A 20,944-nucleotide genomic window follows, 5' to 3' on the forward strand; every position below is an offset into this window, starting at 1 on the left:
AAAGTTTATTTCAGGAACCCCAGATTCCTCGCTGCGCTCGGAATGACAAGCGCTATGCCTGGGGCGTCTGGATGGCGGGCGGGGGGGCGTTGTACTGGGGGGTAGCGTTCTGCTGCTCGGCGGGGCGCTTGCCTTTGTCGTCTTTCATGTCGCGGCGGTTGAAGGGCCGGATGATGAGGCGCAGGGCTTTGTCGGCGGTGAGGTAGCTGAAAGCCCAGTCGATGAAGGCCACTACTTTGTTGCGGAAGCCCACCAGCGTCATCAGGTGCACAAACAGCCAGGTGAGCCAGCCCAGGAACCCGCTGAAGTGGCCTTTGGGCAAATCTACCACGGCCTTGTTGCGGGCCACAATGGCCATGACGCCCTTGTTGTTGTACTTGAAATCGACGGGCGTCTGGCCTTTGGCGAGTCGGCGGAAGTTGTCGGCCAGATGGTCAGCCTGCTGCATGGCCACGGGTGCGAGCATGGGCAGGCCTTTGGGCATGTCTTCCGTCACCATATTGGCCACGTCGCCAATAGCAAATACGTTCGTGAAGCCTTCCACTTGGTTCCAGCGGTTCACGTTGATGCGCTTATTACGGGCCACCACGTTTTCGGGTAGGCCGGGCAGGGCCGCGCCGTTCACCCCAGCGGCCCAGATCAGGTTTTCGGTCGGAATAAACTCAGTATCGGAGTAGTAAGCCTTGCAGTCCTCGAAGCGCTTGATGCTGGTGTTGAGCAGAATGGTGACGCCCAGCTCCTTGAGGTACTCATAGGCCTCCCGCTGCGACTGCGGCGACATGGGCCCCAGCAGCTCGGCGCCGGCTTCCACAATGGTAATCTGCATGTGTTGGAAGTCCAGCTCGGGGTAGTCCTTGGGCAGCACACTCCGGCGCATTTCGGCCAAGGAGCCGCTGATTTCCACGCCCGTGGGGCCGCCGCCTACCACCACGATGTTTAGCAGAGCCTGCCGGGCGGCGGGGTCTTCAGTGAGCAGGGCTTTTTCCAGGTTCTGGAAGATAAAGCTGCGCAGATTCAGGGCGTTCGGAATGCTCTTGATTTGCATACCGTTGCGCTCTATGCTCTCAATTCCGAAGAAGTTGGTGAGCGAGCCGGTGGCCAGCACCAGGTAATCGTAGCGGATGTCGCCGATGTTGGTGTGGACGGTGTTGCCGGTGGTGTCCACCCGCAGCACGTCGGCCATGCGGAAGAAGAAATTCTTCTGCCCGGCAAAAATCTTGCGGATGGGATACGCTATACTGTCGGCCTCCAGCGCGCCGGTGGCCACCTGGTAGAGCAAAGGCTGAAAGTTGTGGTAGTTGTTGCGGTCTATAACCACAACCTGCACGGGGTCGTGGCGCAATTCCTGCGCGAGGCGCAAACCGCCAAAGCCACACCCGACGATGACGACGCGGGGCTGGGAGGTAACCGGAAGATTGGTATCCATAGGGAGAGAAGCTTGCTGCAAGGTCAAACAGTAGCTGTACCGTGAAACCGGAGTTCTGGTTACCGTGCAGCTTGCCTTAGCGGCGAATATAGGGGCCGAACAATACAAAAGGCCAGCGCGGGTTCTATCCGCGCTGGCCTTCTCCTGACAGAAGCCTGTCGATGTGTTAGTAATCCACTCCTTCCTTTTTCTTGAACTCGCCTTTCTTCACCTGCTGGATCAACTGCAGCCAGCTGAAGGGGTTGAGCAAGGGGTTGTTGGCCTGCATCGAGGGGCCAAGGCCCATGCGGCGCTGCTGCTCTTGCTGCTGCTGCTGCATGGTCTGGCGGTAGTTGCCCACGCTGGTCACCGGGGCATTGTTGAAAATGCGCCGCATGATGTCCTCGTTCAGGTTTTCGGCGGTAGCCGAGCCCCTCTCTTTGGGCAGCTTGAGGGCCAGAAAGGCCCGCTTGAACTCCCGCTCGGTGGCGTAGGGGAAGATGCGGATTTCGGGCAGTACGGTGGCGTCTTCCTTGAGCGATACAATTACGGAGTAGCTCTGGCGCTGGTAATCGGGCGGGATGACCACGTACTGGTTGCGGTAGCCCAGGGAACGAATCACAATACTATCCCCGGCCAGCACGGGCAGCGAAAAGTAGCCGTAGGCATTGGTGGCGGTGCCGCGCCCGGCCTGGGGCACCAGCACGGAAGCACCGGGCACGCCCAGCAGCGAGTCGCCGGTGGCCACGATGCCGGTGAACTGCACCACCTGGCGCTGGCCCTGGGCCCGCACGTCGGAGGGGCAACCCAGCCAGGCAGCCAGGAGCAGAAAACCGGCTAAAACAAAACGAAATCGAACCACTTCAGACATACAAAACGAACCTGACTACAAGTATACGGCGCTTTCGGGGCACTCCCCGCTTTGGCGTAAATTTGTGCCGGCCCCGTGCCGACCCTCCTCCCCCGTTGCTACACAAGATGCGCCTGAAACATTTCTCCGTTGCATTTGGCCTGCCAATTTTTAAGGCCCTCGGCGACGAAAGCCGGGTACGCATCCTGCATTTGCTGTGGCGCAACCAGGAAATGTGCATTTCTGATCTGGAACAGGTGCTCGACTTCACCCAAACCAAAACCTCCCGACAGCTGGCCGTGCTAAAAAGTGCCGGCCTCGTCCATTTTCGTCGGCTCGATAACTGGGTGTTCTACTTCATCAAGGACGAAGCCCTGGATTTCGTTCAGCAACTGCTGGGCTACATGGAGCGCGACACGCAGCTGCAGCAGGATCAGAAGATTTACCAGACGCTCTGGTCGAACCGGGAGCTGGCCGCGTATAAGCTGCAAAACCGCCACTGGACGGGCACGCAGGCACCCGCCTGACACACCCGCCGACCCGCCCCGTTGTTGCTCTGCGTATGAAATCTGCTATTACCCGCCTGTTTGTATGCACCGCGCAAAAAGATGAAATCGGGCGGGATGTGGCCCGGGCACTTAAGATCGAGCTGAAAAAGCAGGGCCTCAAAAAGCTGCTGCTCGGCGGCGACAAAACCAAAGTGCGGGTGCAGACCTGCAACTGCCTCGACCTTTGCAAGCACTGCAAAAAGGGTCCGGGCGCCGCCCTCATCGTACATCCGGAGGGCACCGTGTACGGCGACGTGAAGCCCCGCGACGCGGCCGACATCGTGCAGCACCTGGGCGAGGGAAAAGCCGTGAAGCGCCTGCTACTGGATTGATGATCGGCCCGGCTGGTCCGAATAAAGCAGGACAAATTCGCCCGTCACGTGTTACCTATTACCTGTCACCTCATTACGCCTTCGTGAAATACCGTCATATTTTCTTTGACTTGGACCACACCCTGTGGGACTTTGAAACCAACGCCGATGAAACCCTGCGCCATCTTTTCGAGCTGCACGATTTGCAGCGCCACGGCATTGCGGTAGAGAAGTTTATTCAGGAGTATTCTGATATAAACCACGGCTTGTGGCGGCTGTACCAGAACAATAAAATCACCCAGCAGCAGCTGCGCTCCGTTCGTTTTCCGCGCACGTTTGTGCAGCTGGGCTTGCGCGAAGAGGATTCGCCGGCGGGCATCTCGGAGCAGTTCACCGACATCCTGCCCCAAAAAAGGCAGTGTTTCCGTACACCTACGAGGTGCTGAATTACCTGCGCGACAAAGGCTACCGCCTGCACCTCATCACCAACGGCTTCAGGGACATCCAGTACGTCAAGCTCGATGCCTCGCGGCTGACCGAGTATTTCGAGGAAATCGTAACCTCGGAGTGCTGCGGGCACCTCAAGCCCGATGCGCGCATCTTCCGGCACGCCCTGGAGCGCACCGGCGCCACCGCCCCGGAAAGCCTCATGATTGGCGACAACCTGGAGTGCGACGTGCTGGGCGCCCACAACGCTGGCCTCGACCAGGTGTACTTCAACCCCGAAAAGCGCCGCCACTTCAACCAGATTACCTACGAAATCAGCTGCCTGAGCGAGTTGAAGGAGATTCTATAGCTTAACCAGCCGAGGCAGACTGGCAAACCTTGTTATCCTATGGGCCGCAACCCAAAAGAAAGTCTTGAAGGGTTATTCTTTCTTTATTCCATTATTTTCTGCTTTGTTAACTGGGCTATCTGGACCCACTATCAAACGATAAACGGTCCCACTGCGCTAGCCACCGTGGCAAGCAAGGAAAAAAACTGGCGCAAAAACGCGTACGACTATTACCTCAACATCCAGTTCATGCATGGTGGTCTGAAAGCGGCTGCCAGCCGGCTGGAAGTTCAGGAAGACTATTATGCTGGTTTTGAGCCCGGCGACACATTTCCAATTAAGTACGCCAGAAGCTCGCCCGAAGACACTGCTTTCGTAGGGGAGCAGTTTTACGCCACCTGGGGAGTGGTTGGGTACGGCGTTCTGGTTCTGATCCTGGTTTTTAGCGGCCGGGGTATATACCAGAAATACCGGCGCTCAACCGGCCGCCATAACGCCAGAAAATCCGTTTCCAAGGCCAAGGCAGCACTAAGGCAGCCCGCCCGCTATCCTACCCTCAGAACTCTGGCGTGGGCACTAGTTGGGGCACTTGTTTTCAGTTCCGGCATTGTCAGCTGCCGCCATGCCGCCGGTTTTGTGACAGCTCCAAGTGAAGCTGTAGCCTACCAATACGAGCAGGCCACCTTGCTCAGCGTACAGTACTCGGCAGCTTCAAACTACCCTTCGGCACTCGTGCGCCTCCCCTATGCTGCCGCTACGGCCGCGCCGGTGCGGGTGTCGCTTGCCCCGCAGCAGTATGCGCTGCTACATGCCCGCCTGTCGCGGCCGAACCCCCAAAACCAGCCCTTGCTTGTGGCCTACGACCCAGCCACACCCAAGCAGCTAGTGGTAGCGGATGCGGCTTTGCCGCCCCTGGCAGAAGCCGCCAAAGGAGAAACCCCTATAGGCATCAGCTACAACACGCTAGGTATGTTGTTGTGCGGCATCGGCGTAGTGCTCGTGGCCAGCAACCTGATCAGGTATGTTCGGCACAACGAGAGGTAAAAATCGGTGACGTACACAATTACCCAATTGCTGCTACTTGCTGGCTTACCCCGCGCCAATCATTTGTAGGTTTTATACCGCCACAGCGCCTTTCGTACCTTTACTGCCCATGACACAGTTGATTGGTTTTTCGGGCAAGCGTGGCAGCGGCAAGGATACGCTGGCCCGCCTGCTCCAACGGCTGCAGCCCGAGCGCAAGTGGCACATCCGCTCCGTGGGCGAACCGATAAAGGCCGTGTGCGCGGCCCTGGCCGGCGAAGGCACCGCCCCGTACTTTTCGCAGAAGGGCAAAGCTGAGAAGCTGCCGGCCTTTGGGCGCACCCGGGGCGAGATGCTCCAGCAGGTGGGCCTGGCGTTGCGCCAGTGGGAGCCCGACATCTGGGTGCAGGCCTTCTTCTCCCAGCTACCCGCCGACCAGTGTACGCTTATTCCCGACGTGCGCTTTCCCAACGAGGCCGACCTGATCCGGCGCCGGGGCGGGCTGATGCTGCGCGTAGAGGGCGACCCTCTCCGCCAGCGCGGCGACGGTACCCGCGACGACGAGCACCCCAGCGAAACCGCCCTCGACCTTTACCCGCACTTCGATTTCACCATCCACAACACCGGCTCCATGACGGACCTGGAGCAGCAGATACGCGAGCTGCTGGCGCGGCAGTAGTAGTTGGATATGGATAATGCAGAACAGGAGTGGCCGGGAAAACTCAAAGTGGCCTTGTTATCCCTCATCCTGCTGACAGGCGCATTCTACGTGTATGGCCAGGAGAAGGCAGCATTTCTGCTTAACACTGCTCCGGTAAAATTAGGCGCTATCAAAGAGTTGGTAATTGACTATAGAGGCAAAGGCCCACCAAAGTATTACGCCCTCCTAAGACTGCTTCCGTTTGCCAATACCGATTCCCTTGTTGAGGTGAAAGTAGAAAAACTGCAGTTTCAGCAGATGCATGCTTCTGATACGCTGGCCGTTCATTACTCTCTACAAAGTCAGAAAGCGAGTATGTCGCCCGAACCAGCTCCTCACATATGGTACTGGCTATTAGGCAGCGGATTGTTGTTAGCAATAAGCCTTTTGCCAAATCATTGGAAAGAACGGCTTCGCCCTAGACCCCAGCCTTGGTTATGGCGCTCAGCCGTACTACTGCTTGGTGGCAGTATGATGGGGTTTACGCTCAAGGGTTGCTCGGACTGGACGGCTTCCAATGCCGACATGCAGACGTACATTGATGGAACGCATACACAAGGCCGAGTAATGGCCGCGAGTATAACTGGCGCCCCACACGTACGCGTACAATTTCGTCCAATAGAAGATCTAGCGGCATTTGCGCCTCGCTCCTACTTGCTCCCATTACCAGCCTTCCACCATTACACATTTCAGCAGGCCTTGGCCCTGGGCTGGCAACCAAAGGTGGCCATCTGGTATCCGGCGCAGGAGCAGGAGCGGGCTCAACTGTTATTGCAGCTTCAGCCTGACGATATCAGCAACCACAGGAGAAACTACGGCTTCCTGTTCGTATTAGGCTTCGTTCTACTCTTGTCTCAAATCAAGCCATTAGAAAGGCTCTGGAAACAACGAGCATATTGGATGAATTGACAGTCTTGTTGGCTCCCGGTACAACTAGGCATTCCTCTCTACCTTTGTTTTCCACCCAGTCATCAATTCCCAACAACGAAAAACACAGACATGGCTAACGGCTTTTTCAACGTCCCCACCCCGATCAACGAGCCGGTGAAGGGCTACGCGCCCAACTCCCCCGAGCGCACCGAGCTGCTCAAGACGCTCAAGGAGCTCAAGCAGCAGGAGCGCGACATTCCCATGCACATCGGCGGCCAGGAAGTGCGCACGGGCAACACCCAGCGCATCAGCTCGCCTCACGACCACCAGCATACCCTCGGCCACTTCCACGAAGGCGACGCCTCGCACGTGCAGCAGGCCATTGATGCCGCCCTGGCTGCCCGCCCGCAGTGGGCCGAGCTGCCCTGGGAGCAGCGCGCCGCCATCTTCCTGAAAGCGGCTGAGCTGCTGGCCGGCCCCTACCGCGCCCGCCTGAACGCGGCCACCATGCTGGGCCAAAGCAAAAACTGCTTCCAGGCCGAAATTGACGCCGCTTGTGAGCTGATTGACTTTTTTCGCTTCAACGTGCACTTCATGCAGGAGCTGTACCGGCAGCAGCCCCAGAGCCAGCCCGGCATGTGGAACCGCCTGGAGCACCGCCCGCTCGAAGGCTTCGTGTTTGCCCTCACGCCCTTCAACTTCACGTCTATTGCCGCCAACCTGCCGGCCTCGGCGGCTATGATGGGCAACGTGGTGGTGTGGAAGCCCGCCAACACCCAGATCTACTCGGCCCAGGTGCTGATGGAGCTGTTTGAAGAGGCCGGCGTACCGGCCGGGGTTATCAACCTGGTGTACGTGGACGGCCCCACCGCCGGCGACGTTATCTTCTCCCACCCCGATTTTGCCGGCATTCACTTCACCGGCTCTACGGGCGTGTTCCAGCACATCTGGCAAACGATTGGCCAGAACATCAAGCGCTACAAGAGCTACCCGCGCATCGTGGGCGAAACCGGCGGCAAGGACTTTATCGTGGCGCACCCCTCGGCCCATGCCAAGTCGGTGGCCGTAGGCATCAGCCGGGGCGCGTTTGAGTACCAGGGCCAGAAGTGCTCGGCGGCTTCGCGGGTGTACCTGCCAAGCAACCTGGCCGACGAAATTCTGGGCTACGTGAAGGAAGACCTGGCCTCGTTTAAGATGGGCGACGTGGAGGAATTCTCAAACTTCATCAACGCCGTTATCAGCGAAGCTTCCTTCGATAAGCTGGCCAAGTACATCGACGGGGCCAAGGCCGACCCGGACGCCGAAATTGTGGCGGGCGGCAACTACGATAAGTCGAAAGGCTACTTCATTGAGCCCACCGTCATCGTCACGAAAGACCCCAAGTACGTGACCATGTGCGAGGAGCTGTTCGGCCCCGTCGTGACGGTACACGTGTACGAGGCCGACCAGTTTGAGCAGACACTGGAGCTGGTGGATAGCACCTCGCCCTACGCCCTCACCGGCGCCATTTTCGCCCAGGACCGTTACGCCATCGACCTGGCCTCGAAGAAGCTGGTGCAGGCCGCCGGCAACTTCTACATCAACGACAAGCCCACCGGCGCCGTGGTTGGTCAGCAGCCTTTCGGCGGGGCTCGTGCCTCCGGCACCAACGACAAGGCCGGCTCCCCGCTGAACCTGCTGCGCTGGGTGTCGCCGCGCGCCATCAAGGAAACCTTCGTGCCTGTGACGGACTACCGCTACCCCTTCCTGGGCGTGCAGAACGGCGAAAACCTGAACGTGACCGGGCAGGGCGGATTCTAAGCTGTTCAAGTAATTCATAAAAAGGCCGCTCCGGAATTCCGGAGCGGCCTTTTTATTGTTGAGTTTAACTTACCAGTTTTTACTCGGCCAGGATGCGCTGAACTGAGGTTTTTCCATCGGCCACCACCTGCACCAGCAGGATGCCCCGGACATGTGCAGGCAGGGTGAAATCTGCCTGGCTCACGCCGCGGAAGGAATACGCGCCCACTCTGCGCCCGGTCAGGTCGGAGAGCAGCACGTCTACCGTCTGGTATTTGGCGCCCAGCTTGAGGCTGAGTCGGTTGCCAGCTACCGCCGGGTTGGGGAATAAGCCCAGCGCCGTTTGGCGGCTAACCGCCGGCTGGTCGCTCAGCGCCGTACGGGCGGCGGGCAGCGCTTTAAGGAAGTTGCTGTTGCTGATGACAAAGGAGTTGCTGTTCTGGAAGGTGTCCCAGTTGATGGACCACGCCATAATGCCGCGCAGCCCCGGGTGCTTGCTGTTCACCTGATTGAAGGCCTGCTGCAGGCTGGCATTCGAAATCTGCCCGCTGCCCGCAGCGCCCTGCGAGGAAGGCACGGCAATGACAACCTGATCGGGGCGCAGACCGGTGAAGAAGGGGCCGGTGTCGCTGCCTACGGTGAAGCCTTCGATAGTCATATTGGTCATGGCCACGATGCCTTCCACGGTTCCCATCGAGTACATCACCCCGTCGTTGCCCTTCATCTGGGCGGAGTTGTAGAGCTGGGTCTGCACGTAGGTGGTCCGGTCGCGCAGGGCCTGAATCATGGGCAGGTACACGCCGCTGCGGGTATCAACAAAGCTGTTGGTGCCGCCGTACCACTGGTGCGCCATCGGGAAGTAGAACGTTTCGGGCGCCCACGACAAGATAAACGTCGATGGATAGGCAGTGACAATCTGCCGGATAGCCGAAATCATGTTGACAACCTTGGGCGAAGTCGGGTTCTTGAAATCCGGGTCGGCGCCGCCGTTGAACTGCACCGAGGACTGCTCCAGATCGATGTCGATGCCATCGAAGCCGTACTCATTCACAAAGCTCTTGATGTCGTTTACAAACTGGTTGACGGCCGTGGTGGAGCCAAGGGAGAAATAGCCTTCGTAGCCGCCGATAGACAGCACCACTTTCTTGCCCTGGCTTTGCAGCAGCTTCACGTCGGCCTTGAAAGCGGCCGGCGTATAGTCAGCCGGGCCGCCCAGCACGAACTTCATGCGGCCATCGGTGCTGCCGGCGGCTATGGGCTCGGTAAAGGAAATATTGATAACATCCCAGCCCGGATGCACGTCGCGCAGCTTGATGAAGGGCACCCCGCCACCGAAGTTGTGCCAGTAGCCCGACATAATGCGCTTGGGCAGGCCGGTAATGGGAGGAGTGGTGCCATTGACCGTGATACTGACGGCAGCCGAAGTAGTGGTGAGGCCAGCGTTGTCGGTGGCTTTGGCCGTGAGGGTGTAGGTACCCGCGGCCACGCTGCCCCAGGTGTAGCTGTAGGGGGCCGTCAGGTCCTCGCCCAGCTTGGTGCTGCCGTTGAAGAATTCCACCTTCGCCACCGACACATTGTCGGTAGCATTGGCGGTGATAGTCACGCTGGCCGGTGCCGTGAACGTAGCGCCGTTGGCCGGCGCTGTAAGGCTGACTGTGGGCGGCGTATTCGTGGTGGTGCCGGCAGCGGCAAACCGGATCCAGTTAAGGTTGAAGCCCGGCGCTACCGCGTACACGCGCAGGGTCTGGGCGCCGGCTGCCAGCGTAACCCGGGTTGCGGCCGTGGTAGTCCAGGTTTGCCAGCCGCCCGTAACGGGCACCGACGTGGTACCCAGCACCGTAGCGCCCGAGCGGAGCTGGACGCTGCTGGCCGTGTTGAGGCTGGCCACCCGGTAAGTGACGTCGTACTGCCCGGCGTTAGTCACGTTTACCGCGTAATCCATCCAGGAGCCAGCGGCAATGTAGCCCACGTTTTGGCCCCCGTTGATGTCAGTAGTAGTTTCCAGCTGGACGTTGTTGAACGCCGAGTACGTCTCAGCTTCAACCTGGCCTGGAATGGCCGTGCCGACGGGCGGGGCGGCGTTTACGGTAACCGTGGCGGCGGCAGAAGTAGTTGTCAGGCCGGCGTTATCGGTAGCTTTGGCCGTGAGGGTGTAGGTGCCCGCGGCCACGCCGCTCCAGGTGTAGCTGTAGGGGGCTGTCAGGTCCTCGCCCAGCTTGGTGGTGCCTCTGAAGAACTCCACCTTGGCTACTGATACATTGTCGGTAGCGTTGGCGCTCAGCGTGATATTGGCCGGCGCCGTGAACGTGGCGCCGTTAGCCGGCGCCGTAAGTCCGACCGTGGGTGGCGTATTCGTGGTGGTGCCGCCACAGGGGCCTACCAGCTTCCACACGCAGTCGGTACAGCTGGCCGTAGCGGGGTCTTCGCCCTGGGTCCACCACTTGGCGGTGTAGTTGTTGCCGTTGCGGGACACGGGGTTACCTACGGTGTACACCGTAGAAGCACCCCAGGCCGGGCTGCACGCGGTTTGCGCGGAGGCATTGCCGCCCATGCAAGCGAGTACAAAGAGCAGGAATGCAAAAAGCCGGTGGTTGCGCAGCCGCTTTAGTCGGCTGTCCGTCGTCCCGATTGTTTGGGGGTGTTTGGATTGATAAGCTGTTCTCATGGTGGTTGTGGAAAAGGATGAAAGGAAGAGTAGTGGGAGTTGGGTCACCTGCCTCAGCCAGTAGAGCAACCGGGATGCGTGTGCGCCCACACCCAGCCGTAAGCTACTATTCATCATCCTAAAAACAACTACAAAAAAAATAAGCTAATTACAATCTCTAACCTATTCTACCGGGGGCTGGGCCCGCATTGGCGTAATGTCTATTTCATCGTAAATATCCTGTACCCGCAGTGTGCTGGCCAGTTCCGGAATTTCGAGCTCATCCGTCAGCTCGCCCAGCGGGCTGAAGGACCAGACCCCACTTTGCTCGCGCCGGAACCACTCCACCAAGCAGGTATGCTGCGAAACCAGCAGGTAGTGCTGCAACGAAGGCAGCTGCCTGTACTGGTTGAATTTCCAGCTCCGGTCGTGGTCGGCCGTGGAAGGTGAGAGAATTTCGATGATGAGCACCGGATGGCGCATAGTGCGCTGCTCCTTTACGTCCTCCGGGTGGCAGGTTACCAGTACATCTGGGTACGTGTAGTAGCGCCCTTCCTGTACAGCCAGTTGCATTCCCTCATCATACACTCTGCAGCCACGGCCCCGCAAGGCAGTTCGCAAACTAATAACGCAGTTTTGCCGAATGGTATGATGTGCGGCCGAAGCTCCCGACATGGCATACACTTCCCCATCAAAATACTCGTGCCGCTGCTCCGAAACTTCTTCCAGGGCCTGGTACTCTTCCAGGGTGTAGCGGTGGGGTGGGGTTTGGAGGTGAGCCATACTGCGCCAAGCTGTTTTGCTCAAATATACGCCATTCCCTCCCCTGCTTATCATAACCTTTGTTCCCAACCGGCTAGGCCCTACCTTTGCCTCCCATGCCGTGTTTAAACGGCGTTTATTTGTCGCAGCCTATGTTTCTTGCCGTTTCAACCAACTACCAGCCCCAGGACTTTCTGCCCATCATCGTGCAGTTTGTGCTGGCCATTGCCTTCGTAGCGTTTGCCATGGTGGTTTCGCACCTCGTGGGGCCGCGTCGCAAGAGCGTGGTGAAAGATGAAGCCTTTGAGTGCGGCATCGAGTCGGTGGGCAACGCCCGTACCCCGATTTCGGTGAAGTACTTTCTGACGGCCATCCTGTTCGTGCTGTTTGATGTGGAGGTTATCTTCATGTATCCCTGGGCCGTGAACTTCCGCGCCCTCGGCACCGAAGGCTTCATTCAGATGATAGTGTTTCTGGCGCTGCTGATGGCCGGCTTCGCCTACGTCATCAAAAAGGGGGTTCTGCGCTGGAACGAAGCCCGTTAAGCCAAACTTTTGCTTGCTAGCTGGTGTTGGCTGAAGTGGAGTAATTCCGCTTTCTAATCTGACCTTCTCTCATGGATACTAGAGTTCCTGAAATCAAAATGGTGGAGGCCCCCGAGGGCCTGGAAGGAGCTGGCTTCTTCGCTACCTCGCTGGAGAAAGTGGTGGGCATGGCCCGCGCCAACTCGCTCTGGCCTTTGCCTTTCGCCACCTCCTGCTGCGGCATCGAGTTTATGGCCACCATGGGCTCCCGCTACGATATTTCCCGCTTCGGCTCGGAGCGCCCGTCCTTCTCGCCCCGGCAGGCCGATTTGCTGATGGTGATGGGTACAATCGCCAAGAAGATGGCGCCCATTGTAAAGCAGGTGTACGAGCAGATGGCTGAGCCCCGCTGGGTGCTGGCCATGGGTGCCTGCGCCTGCTCCGGTGGCATTTTCGATACCTACTCTGTGCTGCAGGGCATCGACCGGATTATCCCGGTAGACGTGTATGTGCCCGGCTGCCCGCCCCGCCCCGAGCAAGTGCTCGACGGCCTGATGCGGGTGCAGGACTTGGCCCGTAATGAATCCCTCCGCCGCCGCAACTCGCCCGAGTACCAGGCCCTGCTGGCCTCTTACAACATCAAGTAAGCAGCTTGTTTAGCGCTTAGATGGTAGAGCTTAGAACTCAGATTGTTCGGCTTTACTCACTTCTAGGCTCTACCATCTAAGCTCTAAGCTCTATAAAATGGCTGAACAGAACGAATCCATCCCGGCTCAGGAACAAGCTGCCGCGCAGGACCCGGCCGCGCAGAAAAATGCGCAGCTGCTGGCCCTGCTGCACCGCCTGTTCGGCGCCGATGCCTTCACTGATGTAGAGGAACCCTACGGTCTGCTGACCGCCACCACCACCCGGGAACGGATTCACGACATTATTGCCGGCTTGCAGCAGGACCAGGAGCTGCAGCTCAACTTCCTGACTACTATGTGCGGCATGCACTGGCCCGAAAAGGAAGGCCAGGAGTTGGGCATGGTGTATCACCTGCACAGCCTGGTGCACAACGTACGGCTGCGGCTGAAGATCTTCTTCCCCATTGCCGACCCGGTAGTGCCCACCCTGACTGACCTCTACTCCACCGCCAACTGGATGGAGCGTGAGGCCTTCGATTTCTTCGGCATCATCTTCCCTGGTCACCCCAACCTCATCCGCATCCTGAATGTGGAGGACATGGACTACCACCCCATGCGCCGGGAGTACGCCCTGGAAGATGGCACCCGCGAAGACAAAACCGACCTGTTCTTCGGACGATAATTTTTAGAACTTAGAAATGAGAGCCTAGAACGTAGACTGTTCTTGTTTTCAGACCTCTTTCTCAAACTTCCAAGCTCTAAGTTCTAGGCTCTAAGCTCTGAAAAAATGGCAGTAAACGACACGCTGGAAGGCACCCATAAGATTATTGAAGAAGCCCGCGAGCAGCAGCCCCGGATCAATCCGCTGGCGCCTACCGTGAACGACTTCAACCAGGAGCTAACCACGCTGAACCTGGGGCCGACCCACCCCGCTACCCACGGCATCTTCCAGAACATTCTGCAGATGGATGGGGAGCGGATTATTTCGGGCGTACCCACTATCGGCTACATTCACCGCGCCTTCGAGAAGATTGCCGAACGCCGGCCCTTCTACCAGATTACGCCCCTGACGGACCGGATGAACTACTGTTCGTCGCCCATCAACAACATGGGTTGGCATATGACGGTGGAGAAGCTGCTCGGCGTGGAAGTACCTAAGCGTGCCCAGTACATGCGCGTGATTCTGATGGAGCTGGCCCGCATTACGGACCACCTGATCTGCAACGGCATTCTGGGCGTGGATACCGGCGCTTTCACCGGCTTCCTCTACCTGATGGATGAGCGGGAGAAGGTGTATGAAATCTACGAGGAAGTAAGCGGCGCCCGCCTCACCACCAACATGGGCCGCGTGGGTGGTATGGAGCGCGACTTCACGCCGGTAGCTTTGCAAAAGCTGCGGACCTGGCTGAAAACCTTCCCGGCCGTTATGCAGGAGTTTGAGAAGATGTTCAACCGCAACCGCATCTTCATGGACCGCGTGGTGGACGTAGGCGGCATTTCGGCTGAGCGCGCCCTGAACTACGGCTTCACCGGCCCCAACCTGCGCGCCGCCGGCGTCGACTACGACGTGCGGGTAATGAATCCCTATTCCAGCTACCAGGATTTCGACTTTGAAATTCCGGTGGGCACCAAGGGCGACACCTACGACCGGTTTATGGTGCGCAACGAGGAAATCTGGCAGAGCCTGCGCATCATCAATCAGGCCCTGGAAAACCTGCCCGAAGGCCCTTACCACGCCGATGCACCGCACTACTACCTGCCGCCCAAGCAGGCCGTGTACAAGAACATGGAAGCCCTCATCTATCACTTCAAGATTGTGATGGGCGAGATTGAGGCGCCGGTTGGCGAAGTCTACCACTCGGTGGAAGGCGGCAACGGTGAGTTGGGCTTTTACCTGGTTTCCGATGGAGGCCGCACACCCTACCGCCTGCACTTCCGCCGCCCCTGCTTCATCTACTACCAGGCCTACACCGAAATGGTAGTAGGCCAGACCCTCTCCGACGCCATCGTGACGCTGTCGTCGATGAACGTAATTGCCGGGGAGCTGGACGCGTAGTTTTTTGCTGAATTTGACTTCTATGGAGACGACTACCGTCAAGCCACAATTTTCTGAAGCCGCACAGGCTGAAATCAAGCGTCTGCTCACCCATTACCCCGACGACCGGCGCAAGTCGGCCCTGCTACCGATCCTGCACATTGCCCAGGCCGAATTCGGTGGCTGGGTTAGCCCCGAAGTGCAGGACCTGGTAGCCGAGGTCATTGGTATCAAGCCGATTGAGGTGTACGAGGTTTCGTCCTTCTACACCATGTTCAACCTGAAGCCGGTAGGCAAGCACGTGCTGGAAATATGCCGCACGGGTCCCTGCATGCTGCGCGGCTCCGACGAGCTGACGGCCCATCTGGAGCGCATTACCGGCGCCAAAGTAGCTGGCCCCGCTTCGGCAGACGGCCTATTTACCCTGAAAGAAGTGGAGTGCCTGGCGGCGTGCGGCTTTGCGCCCATCGTGCAGGTGCGCGAGAAATACTACGAGCAGCTGGATACGCCGGAAGCCGTGGATGCCATGCTTACGGAGCTGCGCAACCAGGTACACCGCCCGGCTCTGCCTTGGGAAGAAACCGGCCTGCCGAACGCAGTGGCCAACAACTAACGTCTTTCAGCTCTGAACCTATGGGACGCAAACTGCTGACCGAACATATTAACGTTGAAGGCATCGATACCTTTGAGGTATACCGCAAACACGGCGGCTACCGCTCGGTGGAGAAGGCCATCAAAACGATGACGCCCGACGAGGTGGTGGAAGAAGTAAAGAAGTCGGGCCTGCGGGGCCGCGGCGGCGCGGGCTTCCCTACGGGCATGAAGTGGAGCTTCCTGGCGAAACCTGAGGGCGTGCCGCGTTACCTGGTGTGCAACGCCGACGAGTCGGAACCGGGTACCTTCAAGGACCGGCAGCTGATGTCGAAACTGCCCCATTTGCTCATTGAGGGCATGATTACGAGCTCGTACGCGCTGGGCGCCAACACCTCGTATATCTACATCCGCGGTGAACTGTTGTACGTGCTGCGCATCCTGGAAAAAGCCATTGCCGAGGCGTACGCCAACGGCTTCCTGGGGAAAAATATTCTCGGCTCAGGCTACGACCTGGACCTGCACGTGCACCCCGGTGGTGGCGCCTACATCTGCGGGGAGGAAACGGCTTTGCTCGAATCGTTGGAAGGCAAACGCGGCAACCCCCGCAACAAGCCCCCGTTCCCGGCGGTGCAGGGCCTCTATGCCCGCCCTACGGTGGTAAATAACGTGGAATCCATTGCGGCCGTCGTGCCTATCATCAACGAAGGTGGCGACGAGTATGCCAAAATCGGCGTAGGCCGGAGTACCGGCACCAAGCTGATTTCGGCCTGTGGTCACCTCAACAAGCCCGGCATCTACGAAATCGAGCTGGGCGTGCCCGTGGAGGAGTTTATTTACTCTGACGAGTACTGCGGCGGCATCTGGAAAGGCCGGCAGCTGAAGGCCGTGGTAGCCGGTGGCTCGTCCGTTCCAATTCTACCGACGGAGCTCATTCTGAAAACGGCCGCTGGTGAAAACCGCCTGATGACGTATGAGTCGCTTTCGGATGGAGGGTTTATGACGGGGACCATGTTGGGCTCGGGTGGCTTTATTGCCATGGACGAGACAACCTGCATCGTGCGCAACACCTGGAACTTCTCCCGCTTCTACCACCATGAGTCGTGCGGGCAATGCTCGCCGTGCCGCGAGGGAACGGGCTGGATGGAGAAGGTACTGCACCGCCTGGAGCACGGCCACGGCCACATGGAAGACATCGACCTGCTGGTAAGCGTGGCCAAGCAAATCGAGGGGAACACCATTTGCCCGTTGGGCGAGGCAGCTGCCTGGCCGGTGGCCGCCGCTGTGCGCCATTTCCGCCACGAGTTTGAATGGCACGTGACCCACGCCAAGGAAGCTGCGCAGCCCGGTGCTGTGTATCGGCCCGGCGCGGTCCTGGCTTAATTTATAGTAATTGACTTTCTCTTCCCCTCCGGAAGCTCTGAACAATGGCTAAAATAACCTTTGATGGCGTTGAGGTAGAAGTTCCGGACGGAACCACTATCCTGAATGCGGCCCGCCAGATTGGCGGCGGCATCGTGCCCCCGGCCATGTGCTACTATACCCCGCTGAAAGGCTCGGGTGGCAAGTGTCGTGCCTGCCTCGTGCGGGTAGCGGCCGGCTCGGCCAAGGACCCGCGCCCTATGCCCAAGCTGGTGGCCTCGTGCGTGACGCCGGTACAGGATGGCATGGTGGTCGAAAATACGACTTCCGAGCAGGTGCTGAGCGTGCGCAAGGGCATCGTGGAGATGCTGCTCATCAACCACCCACTGGACTGCCCCGTGTGTGACCAGGCCGGCGAGTGTGACCTGCAGAACTTTGCCTTCGAGCACGGCGTGAGCACCACCCGCTACCAGGAAGAGCGCCGCACGTTCGAGAAAATCGACATCGGGCCGCTGATTCAGCTGCACATGACGCGCTGCATTCTGTGCTACCGCTGCGTGTACACGGCCGACCAGATTGCCAAGGGCGACCGGGTGCACGGCGTGCTGGGCCGGGGCGACGCGGCTGAAATCGGCACGTACATCGAGAATATCATCGACAACGACTTCTCCGGCAACGTGATTGACGTGTGCCCGGTAGGTGCTCTGACGGACAAGACATTCCGCTTCAAGCAGCGCGTGTGGTTCACCAAACCCGTGAATGCCCACCGTGACTGCCCCAAGTGCGCCGGCAACGTGGTGCTCTGGTACAAAGGCAAAGATGTGCTTCGTACCACGGCCCGCAAAGACCAGTACGGCGAGGTGAAAGAGTGGATCTGCAACGAGTGCCGCTTCGAGAAAAAGGAAACCTCGGATTGGGTTATCGAAGGCCCGGCCCATATCGACCGTTCTTCGGTAATTTCGGCCAACCACTACGAGCTGCCCGTGCTCAACCAGTCGGTGGTAGCCGACCTGCCCGAAAGCACCGTGCGTGACCTGCAGCAAAACCCGCCACTGAAACTCGGTAGCTAAACCAAAGAACGTCATGCTGAGCTTGCCGAAGCATGACAGACGTCCTCAAGGCTAACAGCTTAAAAGAATGCTAGAACTACCCGCCCTCGGCTGGCAATCCATTGTCATCTTCGTTGTATTTGCGCTTTCACTGCTGATTGCGACCTACTGCACCTACGCAGAGCGCGTTATTGCGGCGTTTCTGCAGGACCGCGTGGGCCCCGACCGAGCCGGCCCCTACGGCCTGCTGCAGCCCCTGGCCGATGCCGTGAAGATGTTCACGAAGGAAGAATTCTTTCCCGGCGGGGCCAACAAGGCGCTGTTCGTGTTTGGTCCCTGCCTGGCCATGATTACGGCCCTGATGTCGTCGGCGGTAATTCCGTTCGGCAACAACATGAGCTTCGGCAACAATGCCTTCTTCCTGCAGGGTATTGAAGTAAACATCGGCATGCTGTGGATTTTCGGCGTGGTGTCGCTGGGCGTGTACGGGGTAATGATTGGTGGCTGGGCTTCCAACAACAAGTTTTCCCTGCTGGGTGCCGTGCGGGCAGCTTCCCAGAACATCAGCTACGAGTTGGCTATGGGCATGGCGCTGATTGCCGTGCTGATGATTTCGGGCACGCTCAGCCTGCGCGAAATCACGCTGCAGCAGTCGGTGGCCGGCGAGTGGCACACCTGGAATATCGTAAAGCAGCCGCTGGGCTTTATTATCTTCCTGGTGTGCGCCTTCGCCGAAACCAACCGTACCCCCTTCGACCTGCCCGAGTGCGAAACCGAGCTAGTGGGCGGCTACCACACCGAGTATTCCTCAATGAAGCTGGGCCTGTACCTGTTCTCGGAATACGTGAACATCTTCGTGGTATCGGCCGTGATGAGCGTACTGTACTTCGGCGGCTTCAACTTCCCCTTCCAGTACGAAATGCGCGACTGGCTCGTAAGCAACCACGACTGGACGCTGGCCTCGGCCCAGAACTTGATTACCATTCTGGGCACCGTAGGGTTGTTTCTGAAGATTTTTGCCTTCATCTTCTTTTTCATGTGGGTGCGCTGGACGCTGCCGCGCTTCCGCTACGACCAGCTGATGCGCCTGGGCTGGACCATTCTCATCCCGCTGGCCGTGTTTAACATCCTGCTCACCGGCGGGCTCATCCTGTTTGGGGTGATTCAATAACGCTTCAGGCGCGGGCTACAAAGCTCGCGCTTCCAACGATAATCGTCACATCGGCTGGGCCTGACGCGAACTACAAAACTCGCGTTAGCCCAGCCGAATCCGACTACTCCTTATGCAACTCACCAACCGAGCCAAGAAACTAGAGAAGAAGCCGATGACGCTGGCCGAGCGGGCTTACCTGCCGGCCATCTTCCAGGGCCTAAGCATTACGATGCGCCACTTCTTCATGAAGAAGGCCACCGTGCGCTACCCCGAGGAAGTGCGCCCCTTCTCCCCCATCTTCCGGGGCCTGCACGTGCTCAAGCGCGACGAGCAGGGCCGGGAGCGGTGCACCGCCTGTGGCCTCTGCGCTGTGGCCTGCCCCGCCGAAGCCATTACGATGGTGGCCGGCGAGCGGAAAAAGGGCGAAGAAGGCCTCTACCGCGAGGAGAAGTACGCCATCAGCTACGAAATCAACATGCTGCGCTGCATCTTCTGCGGGCTCTGCGAAGAAGCCTGCCCGAAAGCCGCCGTGTACCTCCAGGCCGACAAGATGGCTCCGCCGCGCTTCGAGCGGGACGAGTTCATCTACGGCAAGGACCGTCTGGTAGAGCCCGTGTCGCCGGATGAGCGGTCCGTCCGCGGCATTCAGCTCACGCCCGAGCAGGCCGATACGTTGCGCGGCAAGCTGCAGCAGGCATAATGATACTTGTGTTGCTCTGCATAGCGCAACAAAACTAACTTCTTCTCATGTCTCCTCTTTTCCTGTTTCTGTCGTTTGTGGCGCTGCTGAGCGCGCTGGGCGTGGTGTTTGCCAAAAACCCGGTGCACAGCGTGCTGTTCCTGATTCTGACGTTCTTCTCCCTCTCCGGGCACTACCTGCTGCTGAACGCGCAGTTTCTGGCGGCCGTGAACATCATCGTGTATGCAGGGGCCATCATGGTCCTCTTCCTGTTCGTGATTATGTTCCTGAACCTGAACGTGGACACGGAACCGCACAAGCCGGCCCTGGCCAAAATTGCCGCAGCAGTGGCCGGTGGCTCCCTGCTGCTCATTCTGGTAGCGGCCCTGAAAGACGTGCGGCCCACTGGGGTACCGACCGGCACGGCCTTTAACTCGCAAATCGGAATGGTAGACCAGCTGGGCATGAGGCTGTACACCGACTTCCTGCTGCCCTTCGAGTTGGCCTCCGTGCTGTTTCTGGTGGCTATGGTCGGCGCCGTGATGCTGGGCAAGCGCGAAACCGGCGAGCGGAATTTTTAGCTTTATCCGCTGCTATTAGCAGAAATGAAACGCGGCGGCTGAAACATCAGTCGCCGCGTTTTTTATGTACTTGCAACAGCCCCATTCTATTTTATGAAAAGCTTTTTTTTCGCTCTTGCTTCTTTTGGATTTCCCATGCTTTTTCAGGTAGTGGAATCGTTTGTAAAAAGCCAAAAAAGACCAATATTGATTGTAAACATCTATGTTAATAATCAAGAGAAAAGATTACGAGTAAAAGCAAAGAATATAGCATTAAGGTCTCGCACTCGAAATTATGCTCTTCAGGACAGCGCTAATACATTAATTCTACCAGCCATACCTAAAGACGACACACTGGAATTGACTATTAAAATAAACTATCAGCACATTCGCATGAACTATATTCCAGGGTGGCGATTGCAGCCCGGAGCAACTGTTTCAATTGGCCGGCTCAATAATTTCAACAAAGTTATTTCGATAGCTAAAGAGGACAATATGACTCCATCAGATGAAGGTTATTCTATTTGGAATAACAGATATCGTATAGCACCGGAAGGAAGTGTTATTGACTTACCCAACATCACCGATATTAAACAAGTCAATTACATTATCTTAAATGGATATGCACAAGGCACATATTTGATGGTTCATCGAATAATACCCAAATCAAATACGCAAAAAACAGGCAACTGATGTAT

General features: G+C 58.2%; 23 protein-coding genes. 19 read left to right on the plus strand and 4 right to left on the minus strand.

Going from position 1 to position 20,944, the window contains the following annotated elements:
• Window positions 1–52: 52 nt before the first annotated feature.
• A complete protein-coding gene (locus tag LRS06_RS05990; protein ID WP_257870650.1) occupies window positions 53–1,426 on the minus strand; it encodes an NAD(P)/FAD-dependent oxidoreductase in 1,374 nt (457 codons plus the stop codon).
• Between the two features lie 166 nt (window positions 1,427–1,592).
• Window positions 1,593–2,276: a carboxypeptidase-like regulatory domain-containing protein gene (locus LRS06_RS05995; protein ID WP_257870651.1), complete on the minus strand. Its 684-nt coding sequence runs from the start codon at window positions 2,274–2,276 to the stop codon at window positions 1,593–1,595.
• Window positions 2,277–2,383: 107 nt separating this feature from the next.
• Here LRS06_RS05995 and LRS06_RS06000 point away from each other — a divergent pair, with 107 nt between their 5' ends.
• From LRS06_RS06000 to pruA, 8 genes are all read left to right on the plus strand, one after another.
• Entirely contained in the window at window positions 2,384–2,782 is a 399-nt protein-coding gene (locus LRS06_RS06000) for a metalloregulator ArsR/SmtB family transcription factor (RefSeq protein WP_257870652.1), read from the plus strand.
• A gap of 35 nt (window positions 2,783–2,817) precedes the next feature.
• On the plus strand, window positions 2,818–3,135 hold the full coding sequence (locus tag LRS06_RS06005; RefSeq protein ID WP_257870653.1) for a hypothetical protein: 318 nt from the start codon (window positions 2,818–2,820) through the stop codon (window positions 3,133–3,135).
• Between the two features lie 83 nt (window positions 3,136–3,218).
• The gene (locus LRS06_RS06010; RefSeq protein WP_257870654.1) at window positions 3,219–3,560 is read left to right on the plus strand and encodes a hypothetical protein; all 342 of its coding nucleotides are present in this window, start codon (window positions 3,219–3,221) and stop codon (window positions 3,558–3,560) included.
• Window positions 3,533–3,910 carry an HAD family hydrolase gene (locus LRS06_RS06015; RefSeq protein WP_257870655.1) on the plus strand — a complete coding sequence of 126 codons (378 nt, stop codon included), beginning with the start codon at window positions 3,533–3,535 and terminating at the stop codon, window positions 3,908–3,910. Before LRS06_RS06010 ends, LRS06_RS06015 begins: the two co-directional genes overlap by 28 nt.
• Window positions 3,911–4,075: 165 nt before the next feature.
• On the plus strand, window positions 4,076–4,933 hold the full coding sequence (locus tag LRS06_RS06020) for a hypothetical protein (protein WP_257870656.1): 858 nt from the start codon (window positions 4,076–4,078) through the stop codon (window positions 4,931–4,933).
• A 109-nt stretch (window positions 4,934–5,042) separates the two neighbouring features.
• Window positions 5,043–5,591: a hypothetical protein gene (locus LRS06_RS06025; protein ID WP_257870657.1), complete on the plus strand. Its 549-nt coding sequence runs from the start codon at window positions 5,043–5,045 to the stop codon at window positions 5,589–5,591.
• Window positions 5,592–5,600: 9 nt separating this feature from the next.
• A complete protein-coding gene (locus tag LRS06_RS06030) occupies window positions 5,601–6,521 on the plus strand; it encodes a hypothetical protein (RefSeq protein WP_257870658.1) in 921 nt (306 codons plus the stop codon).
• Between the two features lie 90 nt (window positions 6,522–6,611).
• Window positions 6,612–8,282, plus strand: coding sequence for an L-glutamate gamma-semialdehyde dehydrogenase (gene pruA, locus LRS06_RS06035; RefSeq protein WP_257870659.1), 1,671 nt, complete (start codon window positions 6,612–6,614; stop codon window positions 8,280–8,282).
• A 79-nt stretch (window positions 8,283–8,361) separates the two neighbouring features.
• On the opposite strand, the gene LRS06_RS06040 is transcribed toward pruA, so the two are convergent.
• Entirely contained in the window at window positions 8,362–10,926 is a 2,565-nt protein-coding gene (locus tag LRS06_RS06040) for an Ig-like domain-containing protein (RefSeq protein WP_257870660.1), read from the minus strand.
• Between the two features lie 162 nt (window positions 10,927–11,088).
• Window positions 11,089–11,688, minus strand: a complete 600-nt coding sequence (locus tag LRS06_RS06045) for a Uma2 family endonuclease (RefSeq protein ID WP_257870661.1) — start codon at window positions 11,686–11,688, stop codon at window positions 11,089–11,091.
• A 131-nt stretch (window positions 11,689–11,819) separates the two neighbouring features.
• Here LRS06_RS06045 and LRS06_RS06050 point away from each other — a divergent pair, with 131 nt between their 5' ends.
• From LRS06_RS06050 to LRS06_RS06100, 11 genes are all read left to right on the plus strand, one after another.
• The gene (locus LRS06_RS06050) at window positions 11,820–12,212 is read left to right on the plus strand and encodes an NADH-quinone oxidoreductase subunit A (RefSeq protein WP_196955226.1); all 393 of its coding nucleotides are present in this window, start codon (window positions 11,820–11,822) and stop codon (window positions 12,210–12,212) included.
• Between the two features lie 71 nt (window positions 12,213–12,283).
• Window positions 12,284–12,838 (plus strand): NADH-quinone oxidoreductase subunit B, encoded by a 555-nt coding sequence (locus LRS06_RS06055; protein ID WP_308239874.1) that lies wholly within the window; start codon window positions 12,284–12,286, stop codon window positions 12,836–12,838.
• Between the two features lie 97 nt (window positions 12,839–12,935).
• Window positions 12,936–13,499: an NADH-quinone oxidoreductase subunit C gene (locus LRS06_RS06060; protein WP_257870662.1), complete on the plus strand. Its 564-nt coding sequence runs from the start codon at window positions 12,936–12,938 to the stop codon at window positions 13,497–13,499.
• Window positions 13,500–13,604: 105 nt separating this feature from the next.
• On the plus strand, window positions 13,605–14,873 hold the full coding sequence (locus LRS06_RS06065; RefSeq protein ID WP_257870663.1) for an NADH-quinone oxidoreductase subunit D: 1,269 nt from the start codon (window positions 13,605–13,607) through the stop codon (window positions 14,871–14,873).
• 22 nt (window positions 14,874–14,895) lie between these two features.
• On the plus strand, window positions 14,896–15,465 hold the full coding sequence (gene nuoE, locus LRS06_RS06070; protein ID WP_257870664.1) for an NAD(P)H-dependent oxidoreductase subunit E: 570 nt from the start codon (window positions 14,896–14,898) through the stop codon (window positions 15,463–15,465).
• 20 nt (window positions 15,466–15,485) lie between these two features.
• Entirely contained in the window at window positions 15,486–16,826 is a 1,341-nt protein-coding gene (gene nuoF / locus LRS06_RS06075; protein ID WP_257870665.1) for an NADH-quinone oxidoreductase subunit NuoF, read from the plus strand.
• A 44-nt stretch (window positions 16,827–16,870) separates the two neighbouring features.
• A complete protein-coding gene (locus LRS06_RS06080) occupies window positions 16,871–17,875 on the plus strand; it encodes a 2Fe-2S iron-sulfur cluster-binding protein (RefSeq protein WP_257870666.1) in 1,005 nt (334 codons plus the stop codon).
• 67 nt (window positions 17,876–17,942) lie between these two features.
• Window positions 17,943–19,025, plus strand: a complete 1,083-nt coding sequence (gene nuoH / locus LRS06_RS06085; RefSeq protein WP_257870667.1) for an NADH-quinone oxidoreductase subunit NuoH — start codon at window positions 17,943–17,945, stop codon at window positions 19,023–19,025.
• Between the two features lie 112 nt (window positions 19,026–19,137).
• A complete protein-coding gene (locus LRS06_RS06090) occupies window positions 19,138–19,707 on the plus strand; it encodes an NADH-quinone oxidoreductase subunit I (protein WP_257870668.1) in 570 nt (189 codons plus the stop codon).
• Between the two features lie 47 nt (window positions 19,708–19,754).
• A complete protein-coding gene (locus tag LRS06_RS06095; protein WP_257870669.1) occupies window positions 19,755–20,267 on the plus strand; it encodes an NADH-quinone oxidoreductase subunit J in 513 nt (170 codons plus the stop codon).
• Window positions 20,268–20,360: 93 nt separating this feature from the next.
• The gene (locus LRS06_RS06100; protein WP_257870670.1) at window positions 20,361–20,939 is read left to right on the plus strand and encodes a hypothetical protein; all 579 of its coding nucleotides are present in this window, start codon (window positions 20,361–20,363) and stop codon (window positions 20,937–20,939) included.
• The last annotated feature ends 5 nt before the right edge of the window (window positions 20,940–20,944 follow it).

The organism is Hymenobacter sp. J193, assembly GCF_024700075.1.
Lineage (GTDB): Bacteria > Bacteroidota > Bacteroidia > Cytophagales > Hymenobacteraceae > Hymenobacter.